This window comes from Shewanella septentrionalis (assembly GCF_025370265.1).
GTDB lineage: Bacteria > Pseudomonadota > Gammaproteobacteria > Enterobacterales > Shewanellaceae > Shewanella > Shewanella hafniensis.
Genome location: NZ_JAMTCC010000016.1, coordinates 1 through 24,552, shown reverse-complemented (window position 1 = coordinate 24,552; position 24,552 = coordinate 1). Strand labels below are relative to the sequence as shown.

Sequence of the window (24,552 nt, the reverse complement as noted above, 5' to 3'; positions counted from 1 at the left end):
CATGAAAAATATCAATCTAACAAAATGGCGTTATGTTTCCAGTGCTATCTCAATTTTATTAATGATAACGTCATTAGCCATCATAGGTGTAAAGGGTTTTAACTGGGGATTAGACTTTACCGGTGGTGTGGTGACTGAAGTTCAGCTCGATAGAAAAATCACCAGCAGTGAGTTACAACCTTTGCTTAACGCTGCCTATCAGCAGGAAGTCTCTGTGATCTCGGCCAGTGAGCCGGGCCGTTGGGTATTACGCTATGGTGATATAAAGAGTGCTGATACTGAGCAAAGCAATGTCGATATTCAACAGGTGTTAGCGCCACTTAACTCTGAAGTGCAAGTCCTTAACAGCAGCGTTGTTGGGCCGCAGATTGGTCAAGAACTGGCGGAGCAGGGTGGGTTAGCGCTGTTAGTCGCTATGCTGTGTATTTTAGGCTATTTAAGTTATCGCTTCGAGTGGCGACTCGCATCGGGCGCTTTGTTTGCGCTAGTACACGACGTTGTGTTTGTACTGGCTTTTTTCGCGCTGACGCAGATGGAGTTTAATTTAACGGTACTGGCGGCTGTGCTGGCGATTTTAGGCTATTCGTTAAATGACTCGATTATCATTGCTGACCGTATCCGTGAATTATTGATTGCTAAGCCAAAGCTTGCGATTCAAGAAATTAATAACCAAGCGATTGTGGCGACATTCTCCCGTACTATGGTGACGTCAGGGACAACCTTAATGACGGTCGGTGCGCTGTGGATCATGGGTGGCGGACCGCTGGAAGGATTCTCGATAGCGATGTTTATCGGTATTTTAACCGGCACATTCTCATCGATTTCTGTTGGCACCTCATTGCCTGAGTTGTTAGGTTTAACGCCTGAGCATTATAAGGAACAAGTGATTTCTGATACGCCTTAGTGTTTTATTCTAATTTGTAGTAAAAACAAAGAGGCCACTCAATTGAGTGGCCTCTTTGTTAACACAATAAAAATCAAGAAAAATTACTTTGCCTTTGGCAAAGCAATCTTCATTTCTGGTGATTGACGATAAATCACCAGAATATGACCAATAAGTTGCACTTTTGCGGATTGAGTTTCACGTACTATGGCATCAACGATGGCATTTTTTAGCTCTCTGTCGGCAGAGGCTACTTTCACTTTAATCAATTCATGATAAGCGAGTGCGCTTTCAATTTCAGCGAGTACACCTTCAGTCAATCCATTGGCACCAAGCAGCACCACTGGCTTTAGCGGATGCGCTAGACCTTTTAAATGCTGTTTTTGTTTGGTTGTTAAGTTCATTTCTACCAACTTTTGCTGAGTTACTGTTGAAAAACGGCTATTCTACCCTTATATAGCCTTTGTGTAACTCTCAATTGTTGCGGATTTTAAATGTCAGGTATAAAACGTACGGCCAGTTCTAATCGCTGGATGCTAGAACACTTTGATGATCACTATGTCAAACTCGCCCAAAAAATGGGCTTGCGATCTCGCGCTGCGTTTAAGCTTGAGGAGATCCAGCAAAAGGATCAACTGATTCGCCCAGGCATGACTGTGGTTGATCTCGGTGCTGCTCCGGGAGGTTGGTCTCAAGTGGCAGTTAAATTAGCGGGAGATAGAGGTAAAGTCATCGCCTGTGACATTTTGCCTATGGATCCCATCGTCGGGGTAGATTTTTTGCAAGGGGATTTTCGTGAAGATAAAGTCCTTCAAGCATTACTTACTCGCGTCGGTGATGCTAAGGTTGACGTTGTGTTGTCTGATATGGCGCCCAACATGAGTGGTTCAGATAGTGTTGATCAACCCCGTGCCATGTATTTAGTGGAGTTGGCGTTAGATATGTGCCATCAAGTATTGGCTCCTAATGGCTGTTTTGCGGTAAAAGTCTTTCAGGGGGAGGGCTTTGACGAATACATGAAAGCGGTAAAAGCAGTGTTTAAAGTCGTTAAAACACGTAAACCAGACTCTTCACGAGCGCGTTCCCGTGAAGTCTATCTTGTGGCGACTGGGTACAAGTTGTAGTAACCTAGCGTTAATAATCGCAAGACTTAATGAGGTCTAGTAATTTGAGTGACATGGCAAAAAATCTAATACTCTGGGTTGTCATCGCCGTTGTGCTGATGTCAGTGTTTCAGGGTTACTCCCCCTCTTCTTCGTCATCGCAGAAGATGGATTATTCTACCTTCTTAGATAATGTCCGTGATGGGCAGGTCGCAACTGTTGAAGTTAAAAGCGACCAACGTACTATTGAAGGTGCTAAGCGAACGGGTGAAAAGTTCACAACTATCATGCCGTTATATGACCAAGATTTAATTAATGATCTTGATCGTAAAGGCATCACCATGAAGGGCCAAGAAGCCGAAGAATCTGGGTTCCTAACCCAAATCTTCATCTCTTGGTTCCCTATGTTATTGCTTATCGGGGTATGGATTTTCTTCATGCGCCAGATGCAAGGCGGCGGTGGCAAAGGCGCTATGTCCTTTGGTAAGAGCAAAGCCAAGCTGATGAGCGAAGATCAGATTAAAACGACGTTTGCCGATGTTGCTGGTTGTGACGAAGCGAAAGAAGAAGTCAAAGAGTTAGTTGATTATCTGCGTGACCCAACTAAATTCCAAAAATTGGGCGGCCGTATTCCAACGGGCGTGCTGATGGTGGGTCCTCCAGGTACAGGTAAAACCTTGCTGGCGAAAGCCATTGCGGGAGAATCTAAAGTACCTTTCTTCACTATCTCGGGTTCTGATTTCGTTGAAATGTTTGTTGGTGTTGGTGCATCCCGTGTGCGTGACATGTTCGAACAGGCGAAAAAGTCTGCACCTTGTATCATCTTTATCGATGAAATCGATGCGGTCGGTCGTCAACGCGGCGCGGGTTTAGGTGGTGGTCATGATGAACGTGAGCAAACACTGAACCAAATGCTGGTTGAGATGGACGGCTTCGAAGGTAATGAAGGCGTTATCGTTATCGCGGCAACTAACCGTCCAGACGTACTCGATTCTGCACTGCTGCGTCCAGGTCGTTTTGACCGTCAAGTGGTCGTTGGCTTACCGGACGTTCGTGGTCGTGAGCAGATTTTGAAAGTGCATATGCGTAAAGTACCGCTTTCTGAAGATGTGAAGGCGAGTGTAATTGCCCGTGGTACACCAGGTTTCTCTGGTGCTGACTTAGCTAACTTAGTGAACGAAGCGGCCCTGTTTGCGGCTCGTGGAAATCGCCGAGTTGTGGGCATGGAAGAATTTGAGCGTGCTAAAGATAAAATCATGATGGGTGCTGAGCGCCGTTCTATGGTGATGTCTGAAGCTGAAAAAGAAATGACTGCATACCACGAAGCGGGCCATGCAATTGTAGGTTGTTTAGTACCAGAGCACGATCCTGTGCACAAGGTCACTATCATTCCTCGCGGCCGTGCGCTGGGTGTCACTTTCTTCTTACCCGAAGCTGACTCAGTGAGTCAGAGCCGTCGTAAGTTAGAAAGCCAAATTTCAGTCGCCTACGGCGGTCGTTTAGCAGAAGAGCTTATCTACGGCAGCGAAAAAGTGTCGACTGGCGCATCACAGGACATCAAATACGCGACCTCTATTGCGCGTAACATGGTGACTCAGTGGGGCTTCTCGGACAAGCTAGGTCCATTACTGTATGCCGAAGAAGACGGTGAAGTGTTCTTAGGTCGCAGCATGGGTAAAGCCAAAGCCATGTCCGATGAAACTGCAACTATCATCGACGCTGAAGTGAAAGTCTTTATCGACAAGAACTACGCGAGAGCGAGACAGATATTGACCGATAACCTCGATATTCTGCACTCGATGAAAGAAGCCCTAATGAAGTATGAAACCATTGATTCACTTCAAATTGACGATTTAATGAAGCGTCGTGAAGTGCGTCAACCTGCCGATTGGCAAGTGGATGACCATGGTTCTAACGACAAAGGCAGCGGTCATGGTGAACCAGCTGAGAAAGCTGAAGATACAGTGACTACAACGTCTGCTGAACCAGACTTGAAAGAGCCTGATGAATCACCTGCTAAGTAATTTGTTGTGAGATAAAAGAAAACCCCGTAAAGGGGTTTTCTTGTTTTATCTTGTTAGCAATTTGACTGCGCTGTCATTTATCCACTTTGCCATTACTAATATTTATCCTCTGACATCATTACCTTGGATAGAAAGTGAAGGCTAAAACTAATGACGCAAGTTATGCCTATTGGTAAAATCGTAAGTGTTCGTATTACTGGAGTAAATGCGTGTTTGAACTGATTGCTGGCACTAAACGCCTCGCGTTATCTTCGCCCATTGTGATGGGCATTTTGAATGTCACTCCCGATTCCTTTTCCGACGGTGGTCAATATTCTTCCTATGAACTTGCCTGTCAGCATGCCGATGATATGGTGGCTCAAGGCGCGGGAGTGATCGACATTGGTGGAGAGTCGACAAGGCCAGGCGCCGCCGAAGTGAGTTTAGCCGATGAACTTGCGCGGGTGATCCCGTTAGTAAAATATGTGGCGGCGCACCATGATGTATGGATTTCTGTCGATACCAGTAAAGCTGAAGTCATGCGTCAAGCCGTTGCCGCGGGTGCACACCTAATTAATGATGTCCGTGCTTTGATGGAACCCGGTGCGCTCCAAGCCGCCGTGGAGTTGCACGTTCCTATCTGTTTAATGCATATGCAGGGCGAGCCGAAGAATATGCAGTCTTCGCCGACGTATTATGATGTTATTGAAGAAGTGTCTACCTTTTTAACCGAGCGGGTTAACGCTTGCTTACAAGCCGGGATCCCCCGTGAATTACTTATACTCGATCCGGGCTTTGGCTTTGGCAAAAGCTTAGAACATAACTATGAATTACTGGCAAAACTCGACTCTTTTGCCAAGTTTGATTTGCCCTTATTGATAGGATTGTCCCGTAAGAGCATGATAGGGAACCTCTTAGCAAAACCGACCTCAGAGCGTCTTGCTGGGAGCCTTGCTGGCGCAATGATAGCGGCCCAAAAGGGCGCTCATATCATTCGCGTGCATGATGTTGCTGAAACTGTGGATATGCTCAAGGTGTTACAAGCGACACAAGCGTATTTTTAAGCATCGTTATGCTCTCGTTAAGCATTTAATTAATATTATGATCCCAAATCATTGGGACACATTTGAGTTTGTGGGGCGATATGAAAGAACGTAAATTTTTTGGAACTGACGGTATTCGGGGAAAGGTCGGTTCAGGTCAAATGACGCCTGAGCTTGCGTTAAAATTAGGTTGGGCAGCGGGTCGCGTATTATCCCGCAGTGGTACCAAAAAGGTGATCATAGGTAAAGATACCCGTATTTCGGGTTATATGTTTGAGTCTGCATTAGAAGCGGGTCTTTCTGCCGCAGGTCTTAATGTGATGTTAATGGGGCCTATGCCCACGCCCGCAGTCGCCTATTTGACGCGTACGTTTCGCGCCGAAGCAGGGGTGGTGATCAGCGCATCACACAATCCTTATTACGATAACGGCATTAAATTTTTCTCGACCGACGGCAGTAAGTTAGACGATAACTTAGAGCTAGAAATCGAAGCCGAACTTGAAAAGCCCCTCGTTTGCGTTGAATCACATCTGCTTGGCAAAGTGTCGCGCATTGAAGATGCTCGTGGTCGTTATATCGAGTATTGCAAAGGTAATTTCCCCGCAGAACACACGTTAACTGGGTTAAAAATTGTGGTCGATTGTGCTCATGGTGCAACCTATCACATAGCCCCCGCAGTATTTCGTGAGTTAGGTGCCGAGGTGATTGCCATTGGTGATAAACCTAATGGGGTTAACATCAATGACAAAGTGGGCGCTACGTCCATGGGTAAGATTTGTGAAACTGTGCTCGCCGAAAGTGCCGATTTAGGTATTGCGCTCGACGGCGATGGCGATCGTATTATGATGGTCAATAGTAAAGGCGAAGTCATTGACGGCGACCAGATTTTATATATTTTGGCCTGTGATGCGAAATCCCGCGGCGTATTACGCGGTGGTGTAGTTGGTACGTTAATGTCAAATCTTGGGCTTGATTTAGCTTTGCAAGCCTTAGATATTCCCTTTGCGCGTTCAAAAGTGGGTGACCGCTATGTGATGGAATTGCTGAAGGAACTCGATTGGCGCATTGGCGGTGAAAACTCTGGGCATATCCTTAATCTTGACCACGGCACAACCGGTGATGGTATTGTCGCTGGGATTTTAGTGTTAGCGGCCATGCGCCGCCAAAATGCCACGCTAGAACAATTGACTTCTGCGATGGAAATGTTGCCACAGGTATTAGTCAATGTGCGCTTTGAGGGCGAGCATGACCCGCTTCAATCAGATAAAGTAAAAGCGGCACAGGCACAGGTTGAGTCAGAGCTTGGTGTTCGTGGTCGAGTGCTATTACGTAAGTCAGGTACTGAACCTTTGATCCGTGTCATGGTAGAAGGTGACGATCATAGTACAGTATTGGCGCACGCAAATTTGATTGCGGATGCGGTAAAATCGGCAAGCTAATCTTTGCCTATTTAATAATGAGTGCGGCTGATACCAATTTAAAATTAAGGTGTTAGCTGCACAAATGAACAGAAATCAGCTTTTGAGTCTAAAAAATAAGCACTCCAACCTGATATCTGAAAAAATTCGAATTTAGCTATTGTAACTTAATAAGTGGTTCGCTATTATTCACGCCGCTTTCAGAGGAGACAGTGATGGCACTCAGACGTCCTATGGTAGCTGGCAATTGGAAGATGAACGGCAGTGCGGCATTAGCCCAAGAGTTGTTCAAGAAATTTGCCTCTAAGCTCCAAAATGATTCAGCTGAAGTGGTTTTATGCCCGCCTTCTATCTATCTAGAGAGCGTCAGGCAACTGCTAGAAGCAAACAAGGAAGCGTTAGACGGTTCACTTGTTAGGATGGGCGCACAAAACCTAAGTCAACATGACTTTGGCGCTTATACCGGAGAAGTTTCAGGTCAGATGCTCAAAGATTCAGGATGTCGATATGTTATTATCGGGCATTCAGAACGTCGCCGTATGTACGGAGAGACGAGTAATATAGTAGCGGAGAAGTTCGCCGCTGCACAAAAGCATGGCTTAACTCCAATTTTATGTGTGGGTGAGTCGGGTCCAGCGCGTGAAGCAAGACGTACCTTTGAGGTGATTGCTGAAGAGTTGGACATAGTGATCCAGAAAAATGGAACTATGGCTTTTGATAACGCCATTATCGCCTACGAGCCACTTTGGGCTGTAGGAACAGGTAAAAGCGCTACACCAGAGCAGGCACAAGAAGTTCATGCGTTTATTCGCAAACGCCTCTCTGAAGTATCTCCGTTTATCGGAGAAAATATCAGGATTCTCTACGGTGGTAGTGTCACACCGAGTAATGCTGCAGATTTATTTGCCCAACCTGATGTTGATGGTGGACTGATTGGCGGTGCTAGCTTAAACTCTAGCGAGTTTTTAAGTCTATGTACCATAGCGATGAGCGCATAATATGTATGAAGTTCTAGTAGTTATTTACTTGTTGGTTGCATTAGGTCTGATTGGCCTAGTATTAATTCAGCAAGGTAAGGGAGCTGACATGGGGGCCTCTTTTGGCGCCGGTGCATCAGGTACTCTGTTTGGTTCAAGCGGTTCAGGTAACTTCCTGACACGCACTACTGCGATTCTTGCCATTGCGTTTTTCACTCTAAGTCTGCTGATTGGCAACTTAAGTGCAAACCACGCAAAAAATGAAGATTCATGGAAAAATTTAGGTTCAGACACTGAACAGGTCACCCAACCTGTTGAGCAAGGAACCCAAAAGTCAGAAACGAAAATTCCTGACTAGTAAAAGGTGTCGCCGAGGTGGCGAAATTGGTAGACGCGCAGCCTTGAGGTGGCTGTGACCTAACGGTCGTGCGGGTTCAAGTCCCGCTCTCGGCACCAAATATAACTAAGATAGGCGAGATAAGTTCTCTCTTAGTTATTGCAAGCAAAGACGATAGTCAATATACTTGCACACAGTTGACGCGGGGTGGAGCAGCATGGTAGCTCGTCGGGCTCATAACCCGAAGGTCGTCGGTTCAAATCCGGCCCCCGCAACCAGCTCCTAGTAACGAATAGTGTTTGAATTCGTTATGGTTTACAGGTTCTTGAAATTAATGACCTCGTGATTACGGGGTTTTTTGTTATCTGGGACTTTTAAATTTGTCGCATGTTTCGTATGTGGCGTTGTACTAGGGCTATTAAGCCCTTTTTTGTTTTTTCGGGGGTCAATCTTGGCAACGTTAGAATTCAGACTGGCAGAAATGCTCAAAGTACCTGTGGAAGCATTAGGCTTTCAGCTATGGGGCATTGAATATGTTCAAGCGGGTAAGCATTCCACACTGCGAGTGTTCATTGATGGTGAGAATGGTATCAATATTGAAGATTGTGCCAATGCAAGTCGCCAAGTCAGTGCTGTACTCGATGTTGAAGATCCTATTTCTACAGAATATACCCTAGAGGTTTCTTCGCCAGGTGTTGATAGACCCTTATTTACTGCTGAGCAGTATGCGGGCTATGTGGGCGAGGATGTAAAGCTTCAATTGACTATGCCGGTTGACGGCAGTCGTAATTTAAAAGGCGCCATCACTGCGGTCGACGGGCAAATGCTCTCGCTGAAAGTGAATGGTAAAGAGTTAGTTGTCGCATTGGATAATATCCGCAAAGGCAACTTAATCGCTAAGTTTTGATGGTTTCAAGGTGAACGAGGCAAGACGAGATGAATAAAGAGATTCTGCTAGTCGCTGAGGCGGTTTCAAATGAAAAGGCCGTTCCACGCGAGAAAATTTTTGAAGCGCTAGAGATTGCTCTGGCCACAGCAACCAAGAAAAAATACGAAGGTGATATTGACGTTCGTGTTGCTATCGACCGTAAAACCGGTGGTTATGATACTTTCCGTCGTTGGATGGTGGTTGATGACAACGGTGCCGCGTTAGAAAATCCTTACCGCGAAATCACGTTAGAAGCGGCACGATACGAAAATCCAGATATCCAACCTGGCGAGTTTATCGAAGACGATATCGAGTCAGTGGTGTTTGACCGTATTACCACTCAAACCGCTAAGCAAGTGATCGTACAGAAAGTACGTGAAGCTGAACGTGCTCAAGTGGTTGAACAGTTCCAAGACCAAGAAGGTGAGTTAATCACTGGTATAGTCAAAAAAGCAACTCGCGAAAGCGTAGTGGTTGACTTAGGTAATAACGCTGACGGCGTGTTGTTCCGTGAAGATTTAATTTCACGTGAATCTTTCCGTCCTGGTGACCGTGTGCGTGCATTATTGTACTCAGTACGTCCAGAAGCTCGTGGTGCACAGTTATTCTTAAGCCGTACTAAGCCTGAAATGCTGATCGAGCTTTTCCGTGTTGAAGTGCCTGAAATCGCTGACGAACTGATTGAAATCATGGGCGCTGCTCGTGATCCAGGCGCTCGCGCTAAGATCGCCGTTAAGTCGAATGATCGCCGTATCGATCCTATCGGTGCGTGTGTGGGTATGCGTGGTGCGCGTGTACAAGCCGTTTCGAATGAACTGGGTGGCGAACGTGTTGATATCGTGTTGTGGGATGATAATCCAGCACAATACGTGATCAATGCCATGGCGCCAGCTGATGTGGCCTCTATCATAGTTGACGAAGATAACCATTCAATGGATATCGCTGTTGAAGCAGATAGTTTGGCACAAGCCATTGGACGTAATGGCCAGAACGTACGTTTAGCAACACAGCTGACAGGTTGGGTTCTGAACGTTATGACAGTGGACGATATGAATAAGAAACACCAGGCAGAAAGTGCCAAGGTGGTTGATTTATTCGTTAACTCACTGGATGTCGATGAAGATTTTGCACAAGTACTGGCGGACGAGGGCTTTACGTCGCTCGAAGAAGTTGCCTATGTGCCTGTGTCTGAACTATTGGCGATTGACGGTTTTGACGAAGATCTCGTTGAAGCCTTACGTGAACGTGCAAAAGCGGCGATCTCAACTCGAGCTCTCGCTACTGAAGAAGCACTGGATGGTGTGGAGCCAAGTGAAGAGTTGCTAGCACTTGAAGGTGTTGACAGACACTTAGCCTATGTTTTCGCTAGCAAAGGTATTGTGACTCTAGAAGACTTGGCTGAACAAGGCATTGATGATTTGATCGAAATTGAAGAATTGACAGAAGAAAAAGCAGGTGAGCTCATCATGGCAGCCCGCAATATCTGTTGGTTTGGCGAAGAAGCATAAGTCGATCAACAGGGGGATTTAACTGATGGCAGATACTACCGTAGAGAAATTGGCCACGGAAGTGGGTAAAAGTGTTGAACGTCTGATTGAGCAATTCTCTCAGGCTGGAATTAAGAAAGGCCAAGCTGATAACGTGACTGAAGCTGAAAAGCAGCAGTTACTGGATTATCTGAAAAAGCAGCACGGTGGCGAAAATGCGCCAACGAAAATGACGCTGCAGCGTAAAACCGTATCGACCCTAAGTGTGGCTGGTAATGGTGGTCAATCTAAAGATGTAAAAGTTGAAGTTCGTAAAACACGAACTTTCGTCAAGCGTGATGCTAATGAGGCTACTCTGAAGGCTGAAGAAGAAGCGAAGGCCGAAGCAGAAGCTTTGGCAAAAGCAAAGGCTGAAGCAGATGCTGCTGCGGCAAAAGCGAAAGCAGAAGCTGATGCGAAGGCAAAAGCGGATGCAGAAGCCAAGGCGAAAGCCAAAGCAGCAGCCGAAGTGAAAGTGACCAAAGATACTTCACCAGAAGCTGAAGCGGCACGTTTAGAAGCTGAGCGTTTAAAAGCGGCACAAGAAGCGGCAACTAAGCGTAAGCAAGATGAAGAAGCTGCAAAAGCCGCTGAAAAAGCGCGTTTACTTGCAGAAGAAAACTCTAAGCGTTGGGCTGAAGAAGAACGTCAACGTTTAGAAGCTGAGAAAAACGGCGATCACCACATCACCACCTCTAAAGTAGCGCGTGCTGCTGAAGATACCTCTGATCTGGATGAAGAAAAACGCGGACGTCGTGCTCGTAACAAGAGTAATGCCAAAAAACGTGGTGGCAAAGATGCCCGTGACGGCCGTGAAAAACACATGCGTAACCGCAGTACTGCACCTGAGTCTATGGCGCACGGCTTTAATAAGCCAGTTGCAGCGGTAAGCCGTGATGTGCGTATCGGTGAAACTGTGACTGTTTCTGAACTTGCGCATTTAATGGCAGTGAAAGCGACTGAAATCATCAAGCAAATGATGAAAATGGGTTCTATGGTTACGATCAACCAAGTGTTAGATCAAGAGACCGCCCAGTTAGTTGCTGAAGAAATGGGTCACAAAGTTGTGCTTATCCGTGAAAACGAACTTGAGCACCAAGTGATGCAAGACCGTGACGATGAAGATGGCATCAAGCTAGAATCTCGTGCACCAGTTGTGACTATCATGGGTCACGTTGACCACGGTAAGACGTCACTACTCGACTATATTCGCCGCGCTAAAGTGGCTGCTGGCGAAGCCGGTGGTATTACTCAGCATATCGGTGCATACCATGTTGAAACTGAAAACGGCATGATCACTTTCCTTGATACTCCTGGTCACGCCGCGTTTACTGCAATGCGTGCCCGTGGTGCCAAGGCAACGGATATCGTTGTATTAGTTGTTGCTGCCGATGACGGTGTAATGCCGCAAACTATCGAAGCTATTCAACATGCTAAAGCCGGTAACGTGCCATTAATCGTGGCTGTGAACAAGATGGATAAGCCGGAAGCGGATATCGATCGCGTTAAGAGCGAATTGTCACAACACGGCGTCATGTCTGAAGATTGGGGTGGAGACAACATGTTTGCCTTCGTTTCAGCTAAGACAGGTGAAGGCGTAGATGAACTGTTAGAAGGCATTTTGTTGCAAGCTGAAGTTCTCGAACTGAAAGCGGTACGTGATGGTATGGCTGCCGGTGTGGTCATTGAATCACAATTGGACAAAGGTCGCGGCCCAGTGGCAACGATTCTGGTTCAAGAAGGTACTTTGCGCCAAGGTGATATCGTTCTGTGTGGTCTTGAGTACGGTAAAATCCGTGCAATGAAAGACGAGAACGGTCGTTCAATTACTGAAGCGGGTCCATCTATTCCTGTTGAAATTCTGGGTCTGTCAGGCGTTCCGTCTGCAGGTGATGAGGCAACAGTAGTACGTGACGAGCGTAAAGCGCGTGAAGTTGCCCTGTATCGTCAAGGTAAGTTCCGTGATGTGAAACTGGCACGCCAGCAAAAATCTAAGCTAGAAAACATGTTCGCGAACATGACAGACGGCGAAGTGAAAGAACTGAACATCGTTCTTAAAGCAGACGTACAAGGTTCACTCGAAGCGATTACTGACTCGTTAACAGGTCTGTCTACCGACGAAGTGAAAGTGAACATCATCGCTCGCGGTGTGGGTGCACTGACTGAAACGGATGCAACCTTAGCGGCAGCATCTAACGCTATCCTCGTTGGCTTTAACGTGCGTGCCGATGCACAAGCGCGTAAGACAATCGACAGCGAAAGTGTTGATTTACGTTACTACAGCGTTATCTATAATTTGATTGATGAAGTTCGTGCAGCGATGACAGGTATGCTGTCTCCTGAATTCAAGCAACAAATTATCGGTCTGGCTGAAGTTCGTGACGTATTCAAATCACCTAAGCTGGGTGCAATTGCTGGCTGTATGGTTACCGAAGGTACCATCAAGCGTAGCGCACCAATTCGCGTACTACGTGATAACGTTGTTATCTACGAAGGTGAACTTGAATCGCTACGTCGCTTTAAAGACGACGTTGCTGAAGTTCGCAATGGTATGGAATGTGGTATTGGCGTTAAGAACTACAACGATGTTCGCGTAGGCGACCAAATCGAAGTATTCGAAACCGTCGAGATTGCTCGTACTCTGTAACGATAATAAGGGCGGCTTTAGCCGCCCTTATCAATTTAAGCTATGGTAAGAAATATTATGGCAAAAGAATTCAGTCGTACTCGTCGAATCGCTCAGCAGCTTCAGCAAGAACTTGCTCAAGTGCTACAGCGCGACATGAAAGATCCTCGTATTGGCTTTGTAACCGTGAATGACGTCGATGTCTCACGCGACCTTAGCTATGCCAAAGTCTTCGTTACTTTCTTTGAGGAAGACAAAGCCGTTGTTCAAGAAAAGCTAAACGCTTTGATCAGCGCCGCTCCTTATATCCGCACTTTAGTGGCGGGCCGTATGAAGCTGCGTGTGATGCCTGAACTGCGTTTTATCTATGATAGCTCGCTCGTTGAAGGTATGCGCATGTCTAACTTAGTTAGCCAAGTGATCAACCAAGACAAAGCAAAGCAGCAGCAATTTGGCAGCGAAGACGCATCGGTTGAAGATGAAGTCTTAGGTGATGATGTTGCCGATGATGTAGATGAAACGGAAGGTAAAGATTAATGGCTCGTCGTCCAAAAGGTCGTTTTATTGATGGGATAGTGCTGCTGGATAAATCCACTGGCATGAGTTCCAACTTTGCATTGCAAAGGGTAAAGCGCTTTTTTAATGCGAACAAAGCAGGGCACACGGGCGCACTCGATCCGTTAGCAACAGGTATGTTACCTGTGTGCTTAGGCGAAGGGACTAAGTTTTCCCAGCATCTGCTAGATGCCGATAAACGTTATTTAGTCACCGCAAAGCTGGGCGAGCGAACGGATACCAGTGATTCCGATGGCGAAGTGGTGCAAACCCGCGCCATTGATTTTACTGAAGCGCAGTTATTAACCGCGCTTGATTTCTTCCGTGGTGAGACTCAGCAAGTGCCTTCTATGTATTCCGCGCTTAAATATCAGGGCCAGCCCCTGTATAAATATGCCCGTGAAGGCATTGAAGTGCCGCGCGAATCTCGCCCTATTACGGTATTTGAGCTTAATTTCATCGGTCTTGAAGGCGATGAGCTGACCTTAGACATTCATTGTTCTAAGGGCACTTATATTCGCACTATCATAGACGACCTCGGCGAAATGCTCGGATGTGGCGCCCATGTGATCATGTTGCGTCGCACTCAAGTTGCACAATATCCCTATGCAAGAATGGTTACCTTAGAACAACTTGAAGCGCTTGTTGCCCAAGCACATGAACAACAGATAGATCCGAGTGTTTTACTCGATCCGCTGTTGTTACCTATGGACACGGCCGTGGCCGATTTTCCTGAGGTGAATGTGCCAGATGCAATCGCCCCTTACTTAATGCAAGGTCAGGCTGTTCGGGTGCCCGTTAATGCAGACTTGAAAACCGATGAACTGGTGCGTATCACTTTAGGTGACATCCGCAGATTTGTGGGGATTGGTACTATGAACGAAGACGGCTTACTTGCGCCGAAACGACTCATAGTAATCCATGATGAGCCTGTAGAATCGCAATAGTCTGCTATCCATGAACAAATTAATTAGTTTGTTCATGGATTAGTCTCCACCTTTTATTGCGCTAGGGTGGGTTTCTGGGTAGAATAGCGCGCCCTCTGGCTGAGTTAGTGATCGGCTAGAGATTCATAATTATTTATTTGGAGATATACATGTCACTAAGTACTGAAGCAAAAGCAAAAATTTTGGCTGAATTTGGCCGTGGCGAAAACGACACTGGTTCAACTGAAGTTCAAGTTGCTTTGTTAACTGCGCAAATCAACCATTTGCAAGATCACTTCAAAGAGCACATTCACGATCACCACTCACGTCGTGGTCTGTTACGTATGGTTAGCTCACGTCGTAAGTTAACTGCTTACCTGAAACGTACTGATTTAGCACGTTACACTGCACTGATCCAAAAGTTAGGTCTACGTCGTTAATCTCGCGTTGACTAACGTGAAAAAGGAGGCTTAAGCCTCCTTTTTTATTGTCTAAAATTCAGTAGATGATTAAATCAAGCTGTGTAGGATTTAGGCCAGAGCATGTCGATATTATGTCTTTACGCTTGCCTTAACGCCGCCTAAATCATGGGTCTGATTAAAGAACTCTAAGCACCACGTAGTCCATCTAAAGTGCTTATCGTTGCTGTCTGTGTCGCTATATACAGGGCTTCAAATTCCGCTTGGGGCAAGGGTTGGCTAAAATAGAAACCTTGGCCGACTTGGCACTGATTCTCCTTCAACCAATCCAATTGCTGCTCGTTTTCAATTCCTTCGGCCACAATGGTCAAATTAAGCTGCTTACCCAACATCAAAATGGTCGATGCGATTGCGCTATCCCCTGGTAAATCGGACACGAAACAGCGGTCAATTTTCATAGTGGTGATGGGTAAATGGCGTAGGTAAGAAAGTGATGAATACCCAGTGCCGAAGTCATCGACGGCAATACCAAATCCTGCAGATTTTAGTTGCTCAAGTTTAGCGATAGCCAGTTCAATGTCGTTCATCAACGAGGTTTCAGTGATTTCAATTTCCAGCAACTCGGGTTGGATTTGATAGCGTAATGCCATCTGTTTGATATCGGGCACTAAACTAGCATCGGCAAATTGCTGTGAGGCAACATTAATCGCAATTGGGATGGCATAGTTATATTTTTTCTGCCACTCCCTCAAGACCTTGCAGCTTTGTTCTATTACCCAGCGTCCAATTGGAATGATGATCCCTGTTTCTTCCGCGACGGGAATAAAAGAAACCGGACTGATGAGTCGGCCGTCTTTTTGCCAGCGGATCAGGGCTTCACAGGCGATCACTTTGCCCGTTTGTAGGTCGAGTTTTGGCTGAAAATACAGTAAAAATTCGTTGTTTTTTAACGCATCATGCAAAGATGCTTCGGTGCGTAAACGCACAGCTGCGCGCTCTGTCATCTGCTGTTTAAAGAAGGCCCATTGATTCGAGCCTGCAGCTTTCGCGCTGTACATGGCAATGTCAGCGTGACGGATTAAATCTTCAGCACTGTTACCGTCTTCGGGATAAATAGAAATCCCAATTGATGCCGCAGGATGAATTGCATGTTCATTTAATTGAATCGGGACATTGAGCTGGATCAGTAGCTTATCTACAAAATCAGCCGCTTGATCAGGGGTGTGAACTGTATCAGCCAGAATAACAAATTCATCGCCACCTAAGCGGGAAACTGTGCCTTTATCGCCAACGAAGCGTTCAAGGATGCGGGCAATACGGGCAAGAAATTGATCGCCTAATGCGTGGCCAAGGGAATCGTTGATGTTCTTAAAGCGGTCTAAGTCGATAAACATCAAGGCAAAGCTGCGTTTGTGTACTCGCGAACGTTGGATTGTGACTGCGATGGTTTCAAGCAATAGCGTGCGGTTGGGTAAGCCTGTTAGCGGATCTCGGGTCGCCATCTTGCGCAGTTTGGATTGGGTCTGGCTAAATTGGATAAGAATTTGGTTGAATTTAGAGGTCACTAGACCGAGTTCATCATCCTTGTGCGCATTGGACATAGGTAAGAGGTTTTCGTCCGGAGAGTCGGGCTCAATCTTATCTATGGCCTCGCTGATGCGTGCTATAGGCTGAGTTAAGAAGCGATGGAAGACGACAGATAATACTAAGGTGAGCAAGAGAGCGCGGGCAAGTGTGGCGAAAAAACTAAATCTTAACTGTGAGAAAAGGGTATTTGTCAGCTCTTGGGTGTCGTAGAAAACTGTTAATGTGCCAATAAGTTGTTGCTGTTGGGTGCCTTCAAAATAAAAAGGGCGGTACAGCGGGCGAGATATTTCCTTGAGATCATCAAATAATTTGTTACTTAAGCTGATAAAAGTCTGCGAGTTGTTCTTTTTATTATTGCTGACTGAAACAAACATGGAACCATCGTCGAGCTCAATCACTGCTGAGCCGACATGTTCAACCTTAATGGCCCCTTCTAATGTTTGGCGGGCTAAATTATCATCCAAAGCCCAGACGGCATTTGCTGCTGGTTGTTCAACTGAATCAAGGAGTTCTTGCTGGGTAGTTGTGAGCTGTTGTTTGGTTGATACGACGACTAAAGCGATTTCAACAATAAAAATTGCAATGGCAAAAAAGAGGGCGGTAAATACGACTAGATTAGTTTGTTTCCACGTCAGTGACTTAAAATGGCCTGTCATCGGGCGCATCCTTTATGATAATTATTCACCATCTGCGAGAATTTCCGTATCAATGTAAACCGCAACTCTTTGTTGATTTAACCACTTTAGTGAAAAGTTACGTATTTGTCATCATTATCTGCTCTTTATCTATTGATCCGATTTGCAGTATACTTACGCGCGTAATTCAAGGTCATTAATTAAGGAATGGGTCACGTGAATCCTATTGTAAAGAGTTTTGAGTATGGTCAACATACAGTCACCCTGGAAACAGGTGTTATAGCGCGTCAAGCAGATGCAGCCGTTTTAGCGAGTATGGGTGACACGACTGTGTTGGTCACTGTTGTCGGTAAAAAAGAAGCAGAAGCTGGTCGTGACTTTTTCCCTCTGACTGTTAACTATCAAGAAAAAACCTACGCAGCGGGTAAAATTCCTGGTGGTTTCTTTAAGCGTGAAGGCCGTCCTTCAGAAGATGAGACATTAATCGCTCGTCTGATCGACCGTCCAATTCGCCCTCTTTTCCCTAATGGTTTCAAAAACGAAGTTCAAGTTATCATTACTGTAGTATCTGTCGATCCACAAATCGAGCCAGATATCATCTCTATGATCGGTACTTCTGCGGCACTGGCTATTTCTGGTATTCCATTCAGCGGTCCTTTAGGGGCTGCACGTGTGGGTTACATTGATGGCGAATACGTGTTGAACCCAAGTGTTGCGCAACTTGCAACCAGCCAACTGAACTTAGTGGTTGCTGGTACTGCTGGTGCAGTATTAATGGTGGAATCAGAAGCCCAAGCATTACCAGAAGAAGTGATGTTAGGTTCTGTTGTTTACGGTCACGATCAACAACAAGTGGTTATCAAAGCGATTGCTGAATTTAAAGCAGAAGCCGGTAAACCAACTTGGGATTGGACTGCACCAACGCAAGATGCCGATTTAGTTGCCCAAATCAAAGAGCTTGCTGAAGCTGGTTTAGGTGATGCGTATAAAATCCAAGTTAAACAAGATCGTTATGCTCAAGTTTCTGTTGTTAAAGCAGCAACAAAAGAAGCCTTGTTAGCTAGCAATCCAAGCATTGATTTACGTGAAGTAGACAACTTGCTGGGTAGCTTAGAGAAGAAAGTGGTTCGTGGTCGCATCATCCGTGGTGAGCCACGTATCGATGGTCGTGAACCAGACATGATCCGTGCATTAAGCGTGTTAGCGGGCGTATTGCCACGTACTCACGGTAGTGCATTGTTCACTCGCGGCGAAACTCAAGCGTTAGTGACTTGTACTTTAGGTACTGAACGTGATGCACAGAAGATTGACAGCATCATGGGCGAGCGTACTAACCGTTTCATGTTGCACTATAACTTCCCTCCATACTCTGTTGGTGAAACAGGCATGGTGGGTTCACCTAAGCGCCGCGAAATCGGTCATGGTAAGTTAGCATGGCGCGGTATCAATGCTGTTATGCCTTCAGCTGCTGAATTCCCATACAGCGTGCGCGTTGTATCTGAAATCACTGAATCTAACGGTTCAAGCTCTATGGCGTCAGTATGTGGTACTTCATTAGCTCTGATGGATGCTGGTGTGCCTATCAAGACTTCTGTCGCGGGTATCGCTATGGGTCTAGTGAAAGAAGGCGATGATTTCGTTGTTCTTTCTGATATCTTAGGTGATGAAGATCATTTAGGTGACATGGACTTTAAAGTTGCGGGTACGCGTGATGGTATTACTGCACTGCAGATGGATATCAAGATCGAAGGTATCACTAAAGAAATCATGGATATCGCACTGCAACAAGCCTATGGCGCACGTGTACATATCCTGAACGTGATGGATCAAGCGATTGGTTCACACCGTGATGATATTTCTGATCACGCTCCACGTATCACTGTTATCAAGATCAACCCAGAAAAAATCCGTGACGTTATCGGTAAAGGCGGCGCAGTTATCCGTGCTCTTACTGAAGAAACCGGCACTACGATTGAACTGGAAGATGACGGTACTGTGAAGATCGCTTCTTCAAACGGCGAAGCAACCAAAGAAGCTATCCGTCGTATCGAAGAAATCACTTCAGAAGTTGAAGTGGGTCGTATCTACAACGGTAAAGTTATCCGTATCGTTGATTTCGGTGCGTTCGTGAACATTCTGCCGGGCAAAGACGGTTTAGTACATATTTCACAAATCAGTGATGAGCGTGTTGCTAACGTGTCTGATCACCTTGAACTGAACCAAGAAGTTGCTGTTAAAGTAATGGAAGTGGATCGTCAAGGCCGCGTACGTCTGTCAATTAAAGAAGCACAAACTAAAGAAACTGCCGCTGCTGAATAATGAGTCTTTGACTTATTATTGGCACACACTTTCTAAGTGATTGCATCAAAAGGAGATCAAATGATCTCCTTTTTTGTTTTTGGCATTAAGAAAGTCAGTATTAATCTTAATTCCCCAATAGCAGTCCTGTGGTGGGATTGCTATCATGAAGATTCTTCTGCGTATGTTGGGAATCTAAAAAGGTAGAAATGGATGAGTCTTAAAATTAGAACCGCTGTCGTTGCTGTGCTGGCGGGCGCCAGTCTGTTGTTAGCCGGATGCGCTACCACCCAGTCTCCTTTAGATAACCATAATGATGTTGAAGGTAAATTGGTTATCGCACCTGTCATGCCTGATTATAAAGTGGAAGTGACGTTAGCGAAGCTCAACGAGATTTTGGCTACGGTTGAATTAACTAATGAGCAGAGAGCCAGATTTCATTACGATCGTGGTGTGATATACGACAGTGTGGGCTTAAGACTGCTTGCTCGCATCGATTTTATGCAAGCGCTGAAGCTGCAACCCGATCTAGCCGATGCTTATAATTTCCTTGGGATTTATTACACCCAAGAAGGCGAATACGCTAGCGCCTATGAAGCATTCGATGGCGTGTTAGAACTCGCCCCTAATTACGATTATGCCTATTTGAATCGCGGTATTGCCTTGTACTATGGCGACCGTAACGATTTAGCCACTAAAGATATGCAGGCATTTTATGCCGGCGATAATAAAGACGGTTATCGCGCATTATGGCTGTATTTGATTGATTTTAAAGATGATGCTGTCGCAGCTAAAAAACAGTTAGCTGAAAACCGTAAGAATTTGGACAATGATGCATGGGCGACCGTTATCGTTGATTATTATTTAGGTACTAAGAGCCATGATGAGGTGTTTGCTGCCGCCAAAGTCGGCTTAACTCATCCTAAAGAATATGCAGAACGTTTATGTGAGGCTTATTTTTACTTGGCGAAAATGGCTATTGAAAACAAGCAATATCAAGATGCTGCTAACTATTTCCGCTTAGCACTGGCCACTAATATTTATGATTTTGTTGAACATAGATATGCGCGGATTGAGCTCGCTAAAGTTAAAGGTTTGCTCGAAGCCACAAAATAACCCCCCTCTGCCCGAGCTCATCTCGGGCTTTGCCTAGCCAAGCTCGAACTGAGGCGCTATAATTTGCGCCTTTTTAGCGATACTAGTGCATAGGTTAACATGTCAGGCAATAAAGTAGAGGTCGATAAACGTCGCACCTTCGCGATCATATCGCACCCCGACGCGGGTAAAACAACCATTACCGAAAAAGTGCTGTTATTCGGAAACGCTTTGCAAAAAGCGGGTACGGTTAAAGGCAAAAAATCGGGTCAGCATGCTAAGTCTGACTGGATGGAAATGGAGAAGGACCGTGGTATTTCGATTACTACGTCTGTTATGCAGTTCCCCTATGGTGGCGCCCTCGTTAACCTACTCGACACGCCTGGTCACGAAGACTTCTCCGAAGATACCTATCGTACGCTAACGGCTGTAGACTCCTGTCTGATGGTCATTGACTCTGCAAAGGGTGTAGAAGACCGTACCATTAAGTTGATGGAAGTGACCCGTCTGCGTGATACGCCGATCGTGACCTTTATGAACAAACTCGACCGTGATATCCGTGATCCTATCGATTTGATGGATGAAGTCGAAAACGTACTCAATATTGCCTGCGCACCTATTACTTGGCCTATTGGCAGCGGTAAAGAATTCAAAGGTATTTACCACATACTGCGTGATGAAGTCGTGCTGTATCAAAGTGGTATGGGGCATACTATCCAAGAGCGTCGCGTGGTGAAGGGTATCAATAATCCTGATCTTGATAAAGCGATAGGCAGTTATGCCGCTGATTTACGTGATGAGATGGAATTAGTGCGTGGCGCATCGAATGAATTTGACCATGCGGCTTTCTTGAAAGGTGAGCTGACGCCAGTGTTCTTTGGTACCGCGTTAGGTAACTTTGGTGTGGATCATATTCTTGACGGTATCGTTGAGTGGGCACCTAAGCCATTACCGCGCGAAAGCGATGCACGCGTAGTTATGCCTGAAGAAGAGAAATTCACTGGTTTTGTGTTTAAAATCCAAGCAAATATGGATCCAAAACACCGTGACCGTGTCGCCTTTATGCGTGTTTGTTCTGGCCGTTACGAGCAGGGCATGAAAATGCACCATGTGCGTATCGGTAAAGATGTTAACGTCAGCGATGCATTGACCTTTATGGCGGGCGATCGTGAGCGTGCTGAAGAAGCTTACCCAGGCGATATCATTGGTTTGCATAACCATGGCACTATTCGTATTGGCGATACTTTTACCCAAGGTGAAAAGTTCCGCTTCACTGGCGTGCCTAACTTTGCGCCTGAAATGTTCCGCCGTATCCGTCTGCGCGATCCACTCAAGCAAAAGCAACTGTTAAAAGGCTTAGTACAGTTGTCTGAAGAAGGTGCTGTGCAAGTATTCCGCCCAATCGATACTAACGATTTAATTGTTGGCGCCGTGGGTGTACTGCAGTTTGAAGTGGTTGTTGGACGTCTTAAGAGCGAATACAACGTTGAAGCCATTTACGAAGGTATCAGCGTTTCGACCGCTCGCTGGGTTTATTGCAAGGATGAGCGTAAGCTTGAAGAGTTCCGCCGCAAGTGTAGCCAAAACTTAGCACTCGATGGTGGTGACAACTTAACCTATATTGCGCCAACTATGGTTAACCTGAATCTTGCAATGGAAAGATATCCTGATATTGAGTTTGCGAAAACCCGCGAGCACTAATTAGGTCAGGTTCAAAATAGTGGTTGAAATGGCGGTGAGTTCACCGCCTTTTTTGTATCTAATGAAATCTAAAAACGGTTATGGATGTGAATGATGGCGAATTGGATCACAAAAACATGGCAGGTTTATATCGATTGGTGCGACCGTATGGGGCTGACACCCGAAAATCGTCGTTGTTGTATGCCACGCCTTGAAGATCCGCCATTAGCGATAAAATGCGCTAAAACGACAGCAGCTGATGAAACGGCATTGCCGCCTGAAGCGCATTCAAACGGTCAATCGACCGCAGAGTGAGGTATTTGCAGTGATTGATACCCACGCACATCTAGATTTTGCCGAGTTTGATCTTGACCGCGATACTGTAGTGCAGCGAATGCACAGTGTTGGGGTTAATAATCTGATTATTCCTGGCGTGTCCCCGCAACACTGGCACAAACAGCTCGCTGTTGCCGCACAATATCAAACCTATTTTGCCCTTGGTATCCATCCTTGGTTTTGCCCAGAGAATGTTGATGCAGGGATCTTAGCATTAACATCTAAAGTTGCCGCGTTGCTCGAATGTCCTCGTTTTGTTGCTATTGGTGAATGTGGCTTAGATAAACTTTACTCCGCTACTTGGCCGCAGCAGTTAGCGTTTTTTGAGGCGCAATTGACGTTAGCTAAATCCGTTAATCTGCCGGTGATTATTCATAGTGTTAAAGCGCATCCCGAGGTTTTGGCCTGTTTAAAAAAGTATCAATTGCCTAGAGGCGGTGTGATACATGCTTTTTCTGGCAGTGTTGAGATTGCACAGGAATATATCAAGTTAGGTTTTAAGCTGGGAATTGGTGGTTTGATTATGAATCCTAATGCCAAAAAATTACTCAAAACTGTCACCGAACTTCCGCTCGAACACCTCATACTTGAGACTGATTCCCCGGCGATGACGCCGATAAATGTTGCAGAAAAACGTAACCAACCCGCTAACCTTGTTCTTTTTATAGACAAAATCGCCGCTTTGCAAAAAAAATCAAGTGTTCTAATATCAGAACACTTGATGAAGAATGCTATGCAACTGTTTGACCTTTAGCTGTTTTTAAATAAACAGGTGTAGGTCGCACTAGCATTCTCCACTAAGCGATTGAAATTAAACTCCAAAAATATGATCAAAACGACGATTTTCGACTTAGGCTCGGGTATAATCTGACTCGGAAATAGGTTGATTAACAACATAATTAAAAAGTGTTAACAATAGGGTGATGGTTAATGAATATATTGATGAGTTTAGTAGGGGTGGTCACCCTACTTGCGATAGGTTTCCTCCTATCGAATAACAAAAAAGCAATTAATTTGCGTACAGTGGGTGGCGCGTTAGCTATCCAAGCTGCTTTCGGTGGTTTTGTACTGTACGTTCCTGTTGGTAAAGACATTCTAAAAGGTATGTCTGATGCGGTTTCTAGCGTTATTGGTTACGCACAAAACGGTATCGGTTTCCTGTTTGGTGATTTAGCTAACTTCAAACTTGGCTTCATCTTCGCAGTGAACGTGTTACCCGTTATCGTGTTCTTCTCTTCTCTGATCGCGGTTCTATATTACTTAGGCGTTATGCAGTGGATCATCCGTATCATCGGTGGTGGTTTACAAAAAGCATTGGGCACAAGCCGTACAGAATCAATGTCAGCAACAGCTAACATCTTCGTGGGTCAAACTGAAGCTCCTCTGGTTGTTCGTCCATTCATCCCAACTATGACGCAGTCTGAACTGTTTGCGATCATGGTCGGTGGTTTGGCGTCAATCGCGGGTTCAGTATTGGCTGGTTACGCGCAGATGGGTGTACCTATCGAGTACTTAGTGGCCGCATCATTCATGGCAGCACCAGGTGGTCTATTAATGGCTAAACTGATGCACCCTGAAACTGAAGTTGCTAAAAATGACATGAGCGATTTGCCAGAAGATCCTGACAAACCAGCTAACGTGTTAGACGCAGCTGCAGCAGGTGCTTCATCTGGTATGCATTTAGCGTTAAACGTTGGCGCTATGTTGTTAGCCTTCGTTGGTTTGATCGCTATGATCAACGGTATCATCGGTGGTATCGGTGGTTGGGTGGGCATGCCTCAGTTAACACTTGAACTGATCCTCGGTTATGTGTTCATGCCTTTAGCATTCCTTATCGGTGTACCTTGGAATGAAGCATTAGTCGCTGGTTCTTTCATTGGTCAAAAGATCATTGTTAACGAATTCGTTGCTTATTTAAACTTTGCTCCATACCTGAAAGACATCGCTGATGGCGGTATGGTTGTGGCAGAAACAGGTTTAGCAATGACAGACAGAACAAAAGCGATTATCTCGTTTGCTCTGTGTGGTTTCGCTAACTTGTCTTCAATCGCGATTCTGCTTGGTGGTTTAGGTGCAATGGCTCCTAACCGTCGTCATGATTTAGCTACAATGGGTATTCGTGCGGTTATCGCCGGCTCTTTAGCTAACTTAATGAGTGCGACACTTGCTGGTTTGTT

21 protein-coding genes and 2 tRNA genes are annotated in these 24,552 nt (G+C 45.7%); 21 read left to right on the top strand and 2 right to left on the bottom strand.

Going from position 1 to position 24,552, the window contains the following annotated elements; translation table 11 throughout:
* The first annotated feature begins 1 nt into the window (after position 1).
* Positions 2 to 904, top strand: a complete 903-nt coding sequence (gene secF, locus NE536_RS10875; RefSeq protein WP_259483290.1) for a protein translocase subunit SecF — start codon at positions 2 to 4, stop codon at positions 902 to 904.
* Positions 905 to 987: 83 nt separating this feature from the next.
* Here secF and yhbY read toward each other — a convergent pair whose 3' ends face one another.
* Positions 988 to 1,287 (bottom strand): ribosome assembly RNA-binding protein YhbY, encoded by a 300-nt coding sequence (yhbY, locus tag NE536_RS10870; protein ID WP_006082725.1) that lies wholly within the window; start codon positions 1,285 to 1,287, stop codon positions 988 to 990.
* A 90-nt stretch (positions 1,288 to 1,377) separates the two neighbouring features.
* Here yhbY and rlmE point away from each other — a divergent pair, with 90 nt between their 5' ends.
* From rlmE to rpsO, 14 genes are all read left to right on the top strand, one after another.
* Positions 1,378 to 2,007 (top strand): 23S rRNA (uridine(2552)-2'-O)-methyltransferase RlmE, encoded by a 630-nt coding sequence (rlmE, locus tag NE536_RS10865; RefSeq protein WP_006082724.1) that lies wholly within the window; start codon positions 1,378 to 1,380, stop codon positions 2,005 to 2,007.
* 29 nt (positions 2,008 to 2,036) lie between these two features.
* On the top strand, positions 2,037 to 4,010 hold the full coding sequence (gene ftsH, locus NE536_RS10860) for an ATP-dependent zinc metalloprotease FtsH (RefSeq protein WP_261272692.1): 1,974 nt from the start codon (positions 2,037 to 2,039) through the stop codon (positions 4,008 to 4,010).
* Between the two features lie 209 nt (positions 4,011 to 4,219).
* Positions 4,220 to 5,053: a dihydropteroate synthase gene (folP, locus tag NE536_RS10855; protein ID WP_261272691.1), complete on the top strand. Its 834-nt coding sequence runs from the start codon at positions 4,220 to 4,222 to the stop codon at positions 5,051 to 5,053.
* An 80-nt stretch (positions 5,054 to 5,133) separates the two neighbouring features.
* Positions 5,134 to 6,471: a phosphoglucosamine mutase gene (gene glmM / locus NE536_RS10850; RefSeq protein ID WP_106651350.1), complete on the top strand. Its 1,338-nt coding sequence runs from the start codon at positions 5,134 to 5,136 to the stop codon at positions 6,469 to 6,471.
* 194 nt (positions 6,472 to 6,665) lie between these two features.
* A complete protein-coding gene (gene tpiA, locus NE536_RS10845) occupies positions 6,666 to 7,448 on the top strand; it encodes a triose-phosphate isomerase (RefSeq protein ID WP_006082720.1) in 783 nt (260 codons plus the stop codon).
* 1 nt (position 7,449) lies between these two features.
* Positions 7,450 to 7,785: a preprotein translocase subunit SecG gene (gene secG / locus NE536_RS10840; RefSeq protein ID WP_006082719.1), complete on the top strand. Its 336-nt coding sequence runs from the start codon at positions 7,450 to 7,452 to the stop codon at positions 7,783 to 7,785.
* 11 nt (positions 7,786 to 7,796) lie between these two features.
* A tRNA-Leu gene (locus NE536_RS10835) sits at positions 7,797 to 7,883 on the top strand.
* A gap of 82 nt (positions 7,884 to 7,965) precedes the next feature.
* Positions 7,966 to 8,042 (top strand) — tRNA-Met (locus NE536_RS10830).
* A 173-nt stretch (positions 8,043 to 8,215) separates the two neighbouring features.
* Positions 8,216 to 8,671, top strand: coding sequence for a ribosome maturation factor RimP (rimP, locus tag NE536_RS10825; RefSeq protein ID WP_006082718.1), 456 nt, complete (start codon positions 8,216 to 8,218; stop codon positions 8,669 to 8,671).
* 29 nt (positions 8,672 to 8,700) lie between these two features.
* Complete coding sequence (gene nusA / locus NE536_RS10820; RefSeq protein ID WP_220590918.1) at positions 8,701 to 10,200, top strand: transcription termination factor NusA; 1,500 nt, start codon at positions 8,701 to 8,703, stop codon at positions 10,198 to 10,200.
* 25 nt (positions 10,201 to 10,225) lie between these two features.
* On the top strand, positions 10,226 to 12,865 hold the full coding sequence (gene infB / locus NE536_RS10815; protein WP_220590917.1) for a translation initiation factor IF-2: 2,640 nt from the start codon (positions 10,226 to 10,228) through the stop codon (positions 12,863 to 12,865).
* A gap of 57 nt (positions 12,866 to 12,922) precedes the next feature.
* The gene (gene rbfA, locus NE536_RS10810) at positions 12,923 to 13,381 is read left to right on the top strand and encodes a 30S ribosome-binding factor RbfA (RefSeq protein ID WP_261272690.1); all 459 of its coding nucleotides are present in this window, start codon (positions 12,923 to 12,925) and stop codon (positions 13,379 to 13,381) included.
* Positions 13,381 to 14,346, top strand: coding sequence for a tRNA pseudouridine(55) synthase TruB (gene truB / locus NE536_RS10805; RefSeq protein ID WP_261272689.1), 966 nt, complete (start codon positions 13,381 to 13,383; stop codon positions 14,344 to 14,346). Before rbfA ends, truB begins: the two co-directional genes overlap by 1 nt.
* Positions 14,347 to 14,495: 149 nt before the next feature.
* A complete protein-coding gene (gene rpsO / locus NE536_RS10800) occupies positions 14,496 to 14,765 on the top strand; it encodes a 30S ribosomal protein S15 (RefSeq protein WP_106651344.1) in 270 nt (89 codons plus the stop codon).
* A gap of 167 nt (positions 14,766 to 14,932) precedes the next feature.
* Here rpsO and NE536_RS10795 read toward each other — a convergent pair whose 3' ends face one another.
* Positions 14,933 to 16,987: a putative bifunctional diguanylate cyclase/phosphodiesterase gene (locus tag NE536_RS10795; protein ID WP_261272688.1), complete on the bottom strand. Its 2,055-nt coding sequence runs from the start codon at positions 16,985 to 16,987 to the stop codon at positions 14,933 to 14,935.
* A 195-nt stretch (positions 16,988 to 17,182) separates the two neighbouring features.
* On the opposite strand from NE536_RS10795, the gene pnp reads away from it, so the two are divergent.
* The 6 genes from pnp to NE536_RS10765 all read left to right on the top strand — a co-directional run.
* Positions 17,183 to 19,285, top strand: coding sequence for a polyribonucleotide nucleotidyltransferase (gene pnp / locus NE536_RS10790; RefSeq protein WP_261272687.1), 2,103 nt, complete (start codon positions 17,183 to 17,185; stop codon positions 19,283 to 19,285).
* Positions 19,286 to 19,477: 192 nt separating this feature from the next.
* Positions 19,478 to 20,380: a lipoprotein NlpI gene (gene nlpI, locus NE536_RS10785; RefSeq protein WP_220775720.1), complete on the top strand. Its 903-nt coding sequence runs from the start codon at positions 19,478 to 19,480 to the stop codon at positions 20,378 to 20,380.
* 99 nt (positions 20,381 to 20,479) lie between these two features.
* The gene (gene prfC / locus NE536_RS10780; protein WP_261272686.1) at positions 20,480 to 22,060 is read left to right on the top strand and encodes a peptide chain release factor 3; all 1,581 of its coding nucleotides are present in this window, start codon (positions 20,480 to 20,482) and stop codon (positions 22,058 to 22,060) included.
* Positions 22,061 to 22,150: 90 nt separating this feature from the next.
* The gene (locus NE536_RS10775; RefSeq protein WP_320126546.1) at positions 22,151 to 22,354 is read left to right on the top strand and encodes a hypothetical protein; all 204 of its coding nucleotides are present in this window, start codon (positions 22,151 to 22,153) and stop codon (positions 22,352 to 22,354) included.
* Positions 22,355 to 22,364: 10 nt separating this feature from the next.
* Positions 22,365 to 23,129, top strand: a complete 765-nt coding sequence (locus NE536_RS10770) for a TatD family hydrolase (RefSeq protein ID WP_259483352.1) — start codon at positions 22,365 to 22,367, stop codon at positions 23,127 to 23,129.
* A gap of 176 nt (positions 23,130 to 23,305) precedes the next feature.
* Positions 23,306 to 24,552 (top strand): NupC/NupG family nucleoside CNT transporter (locus NE536_RS10765; protein ID WP_261272684.1); only part of this gene is annotated, 1,247 nt, incomplete at its 3' end.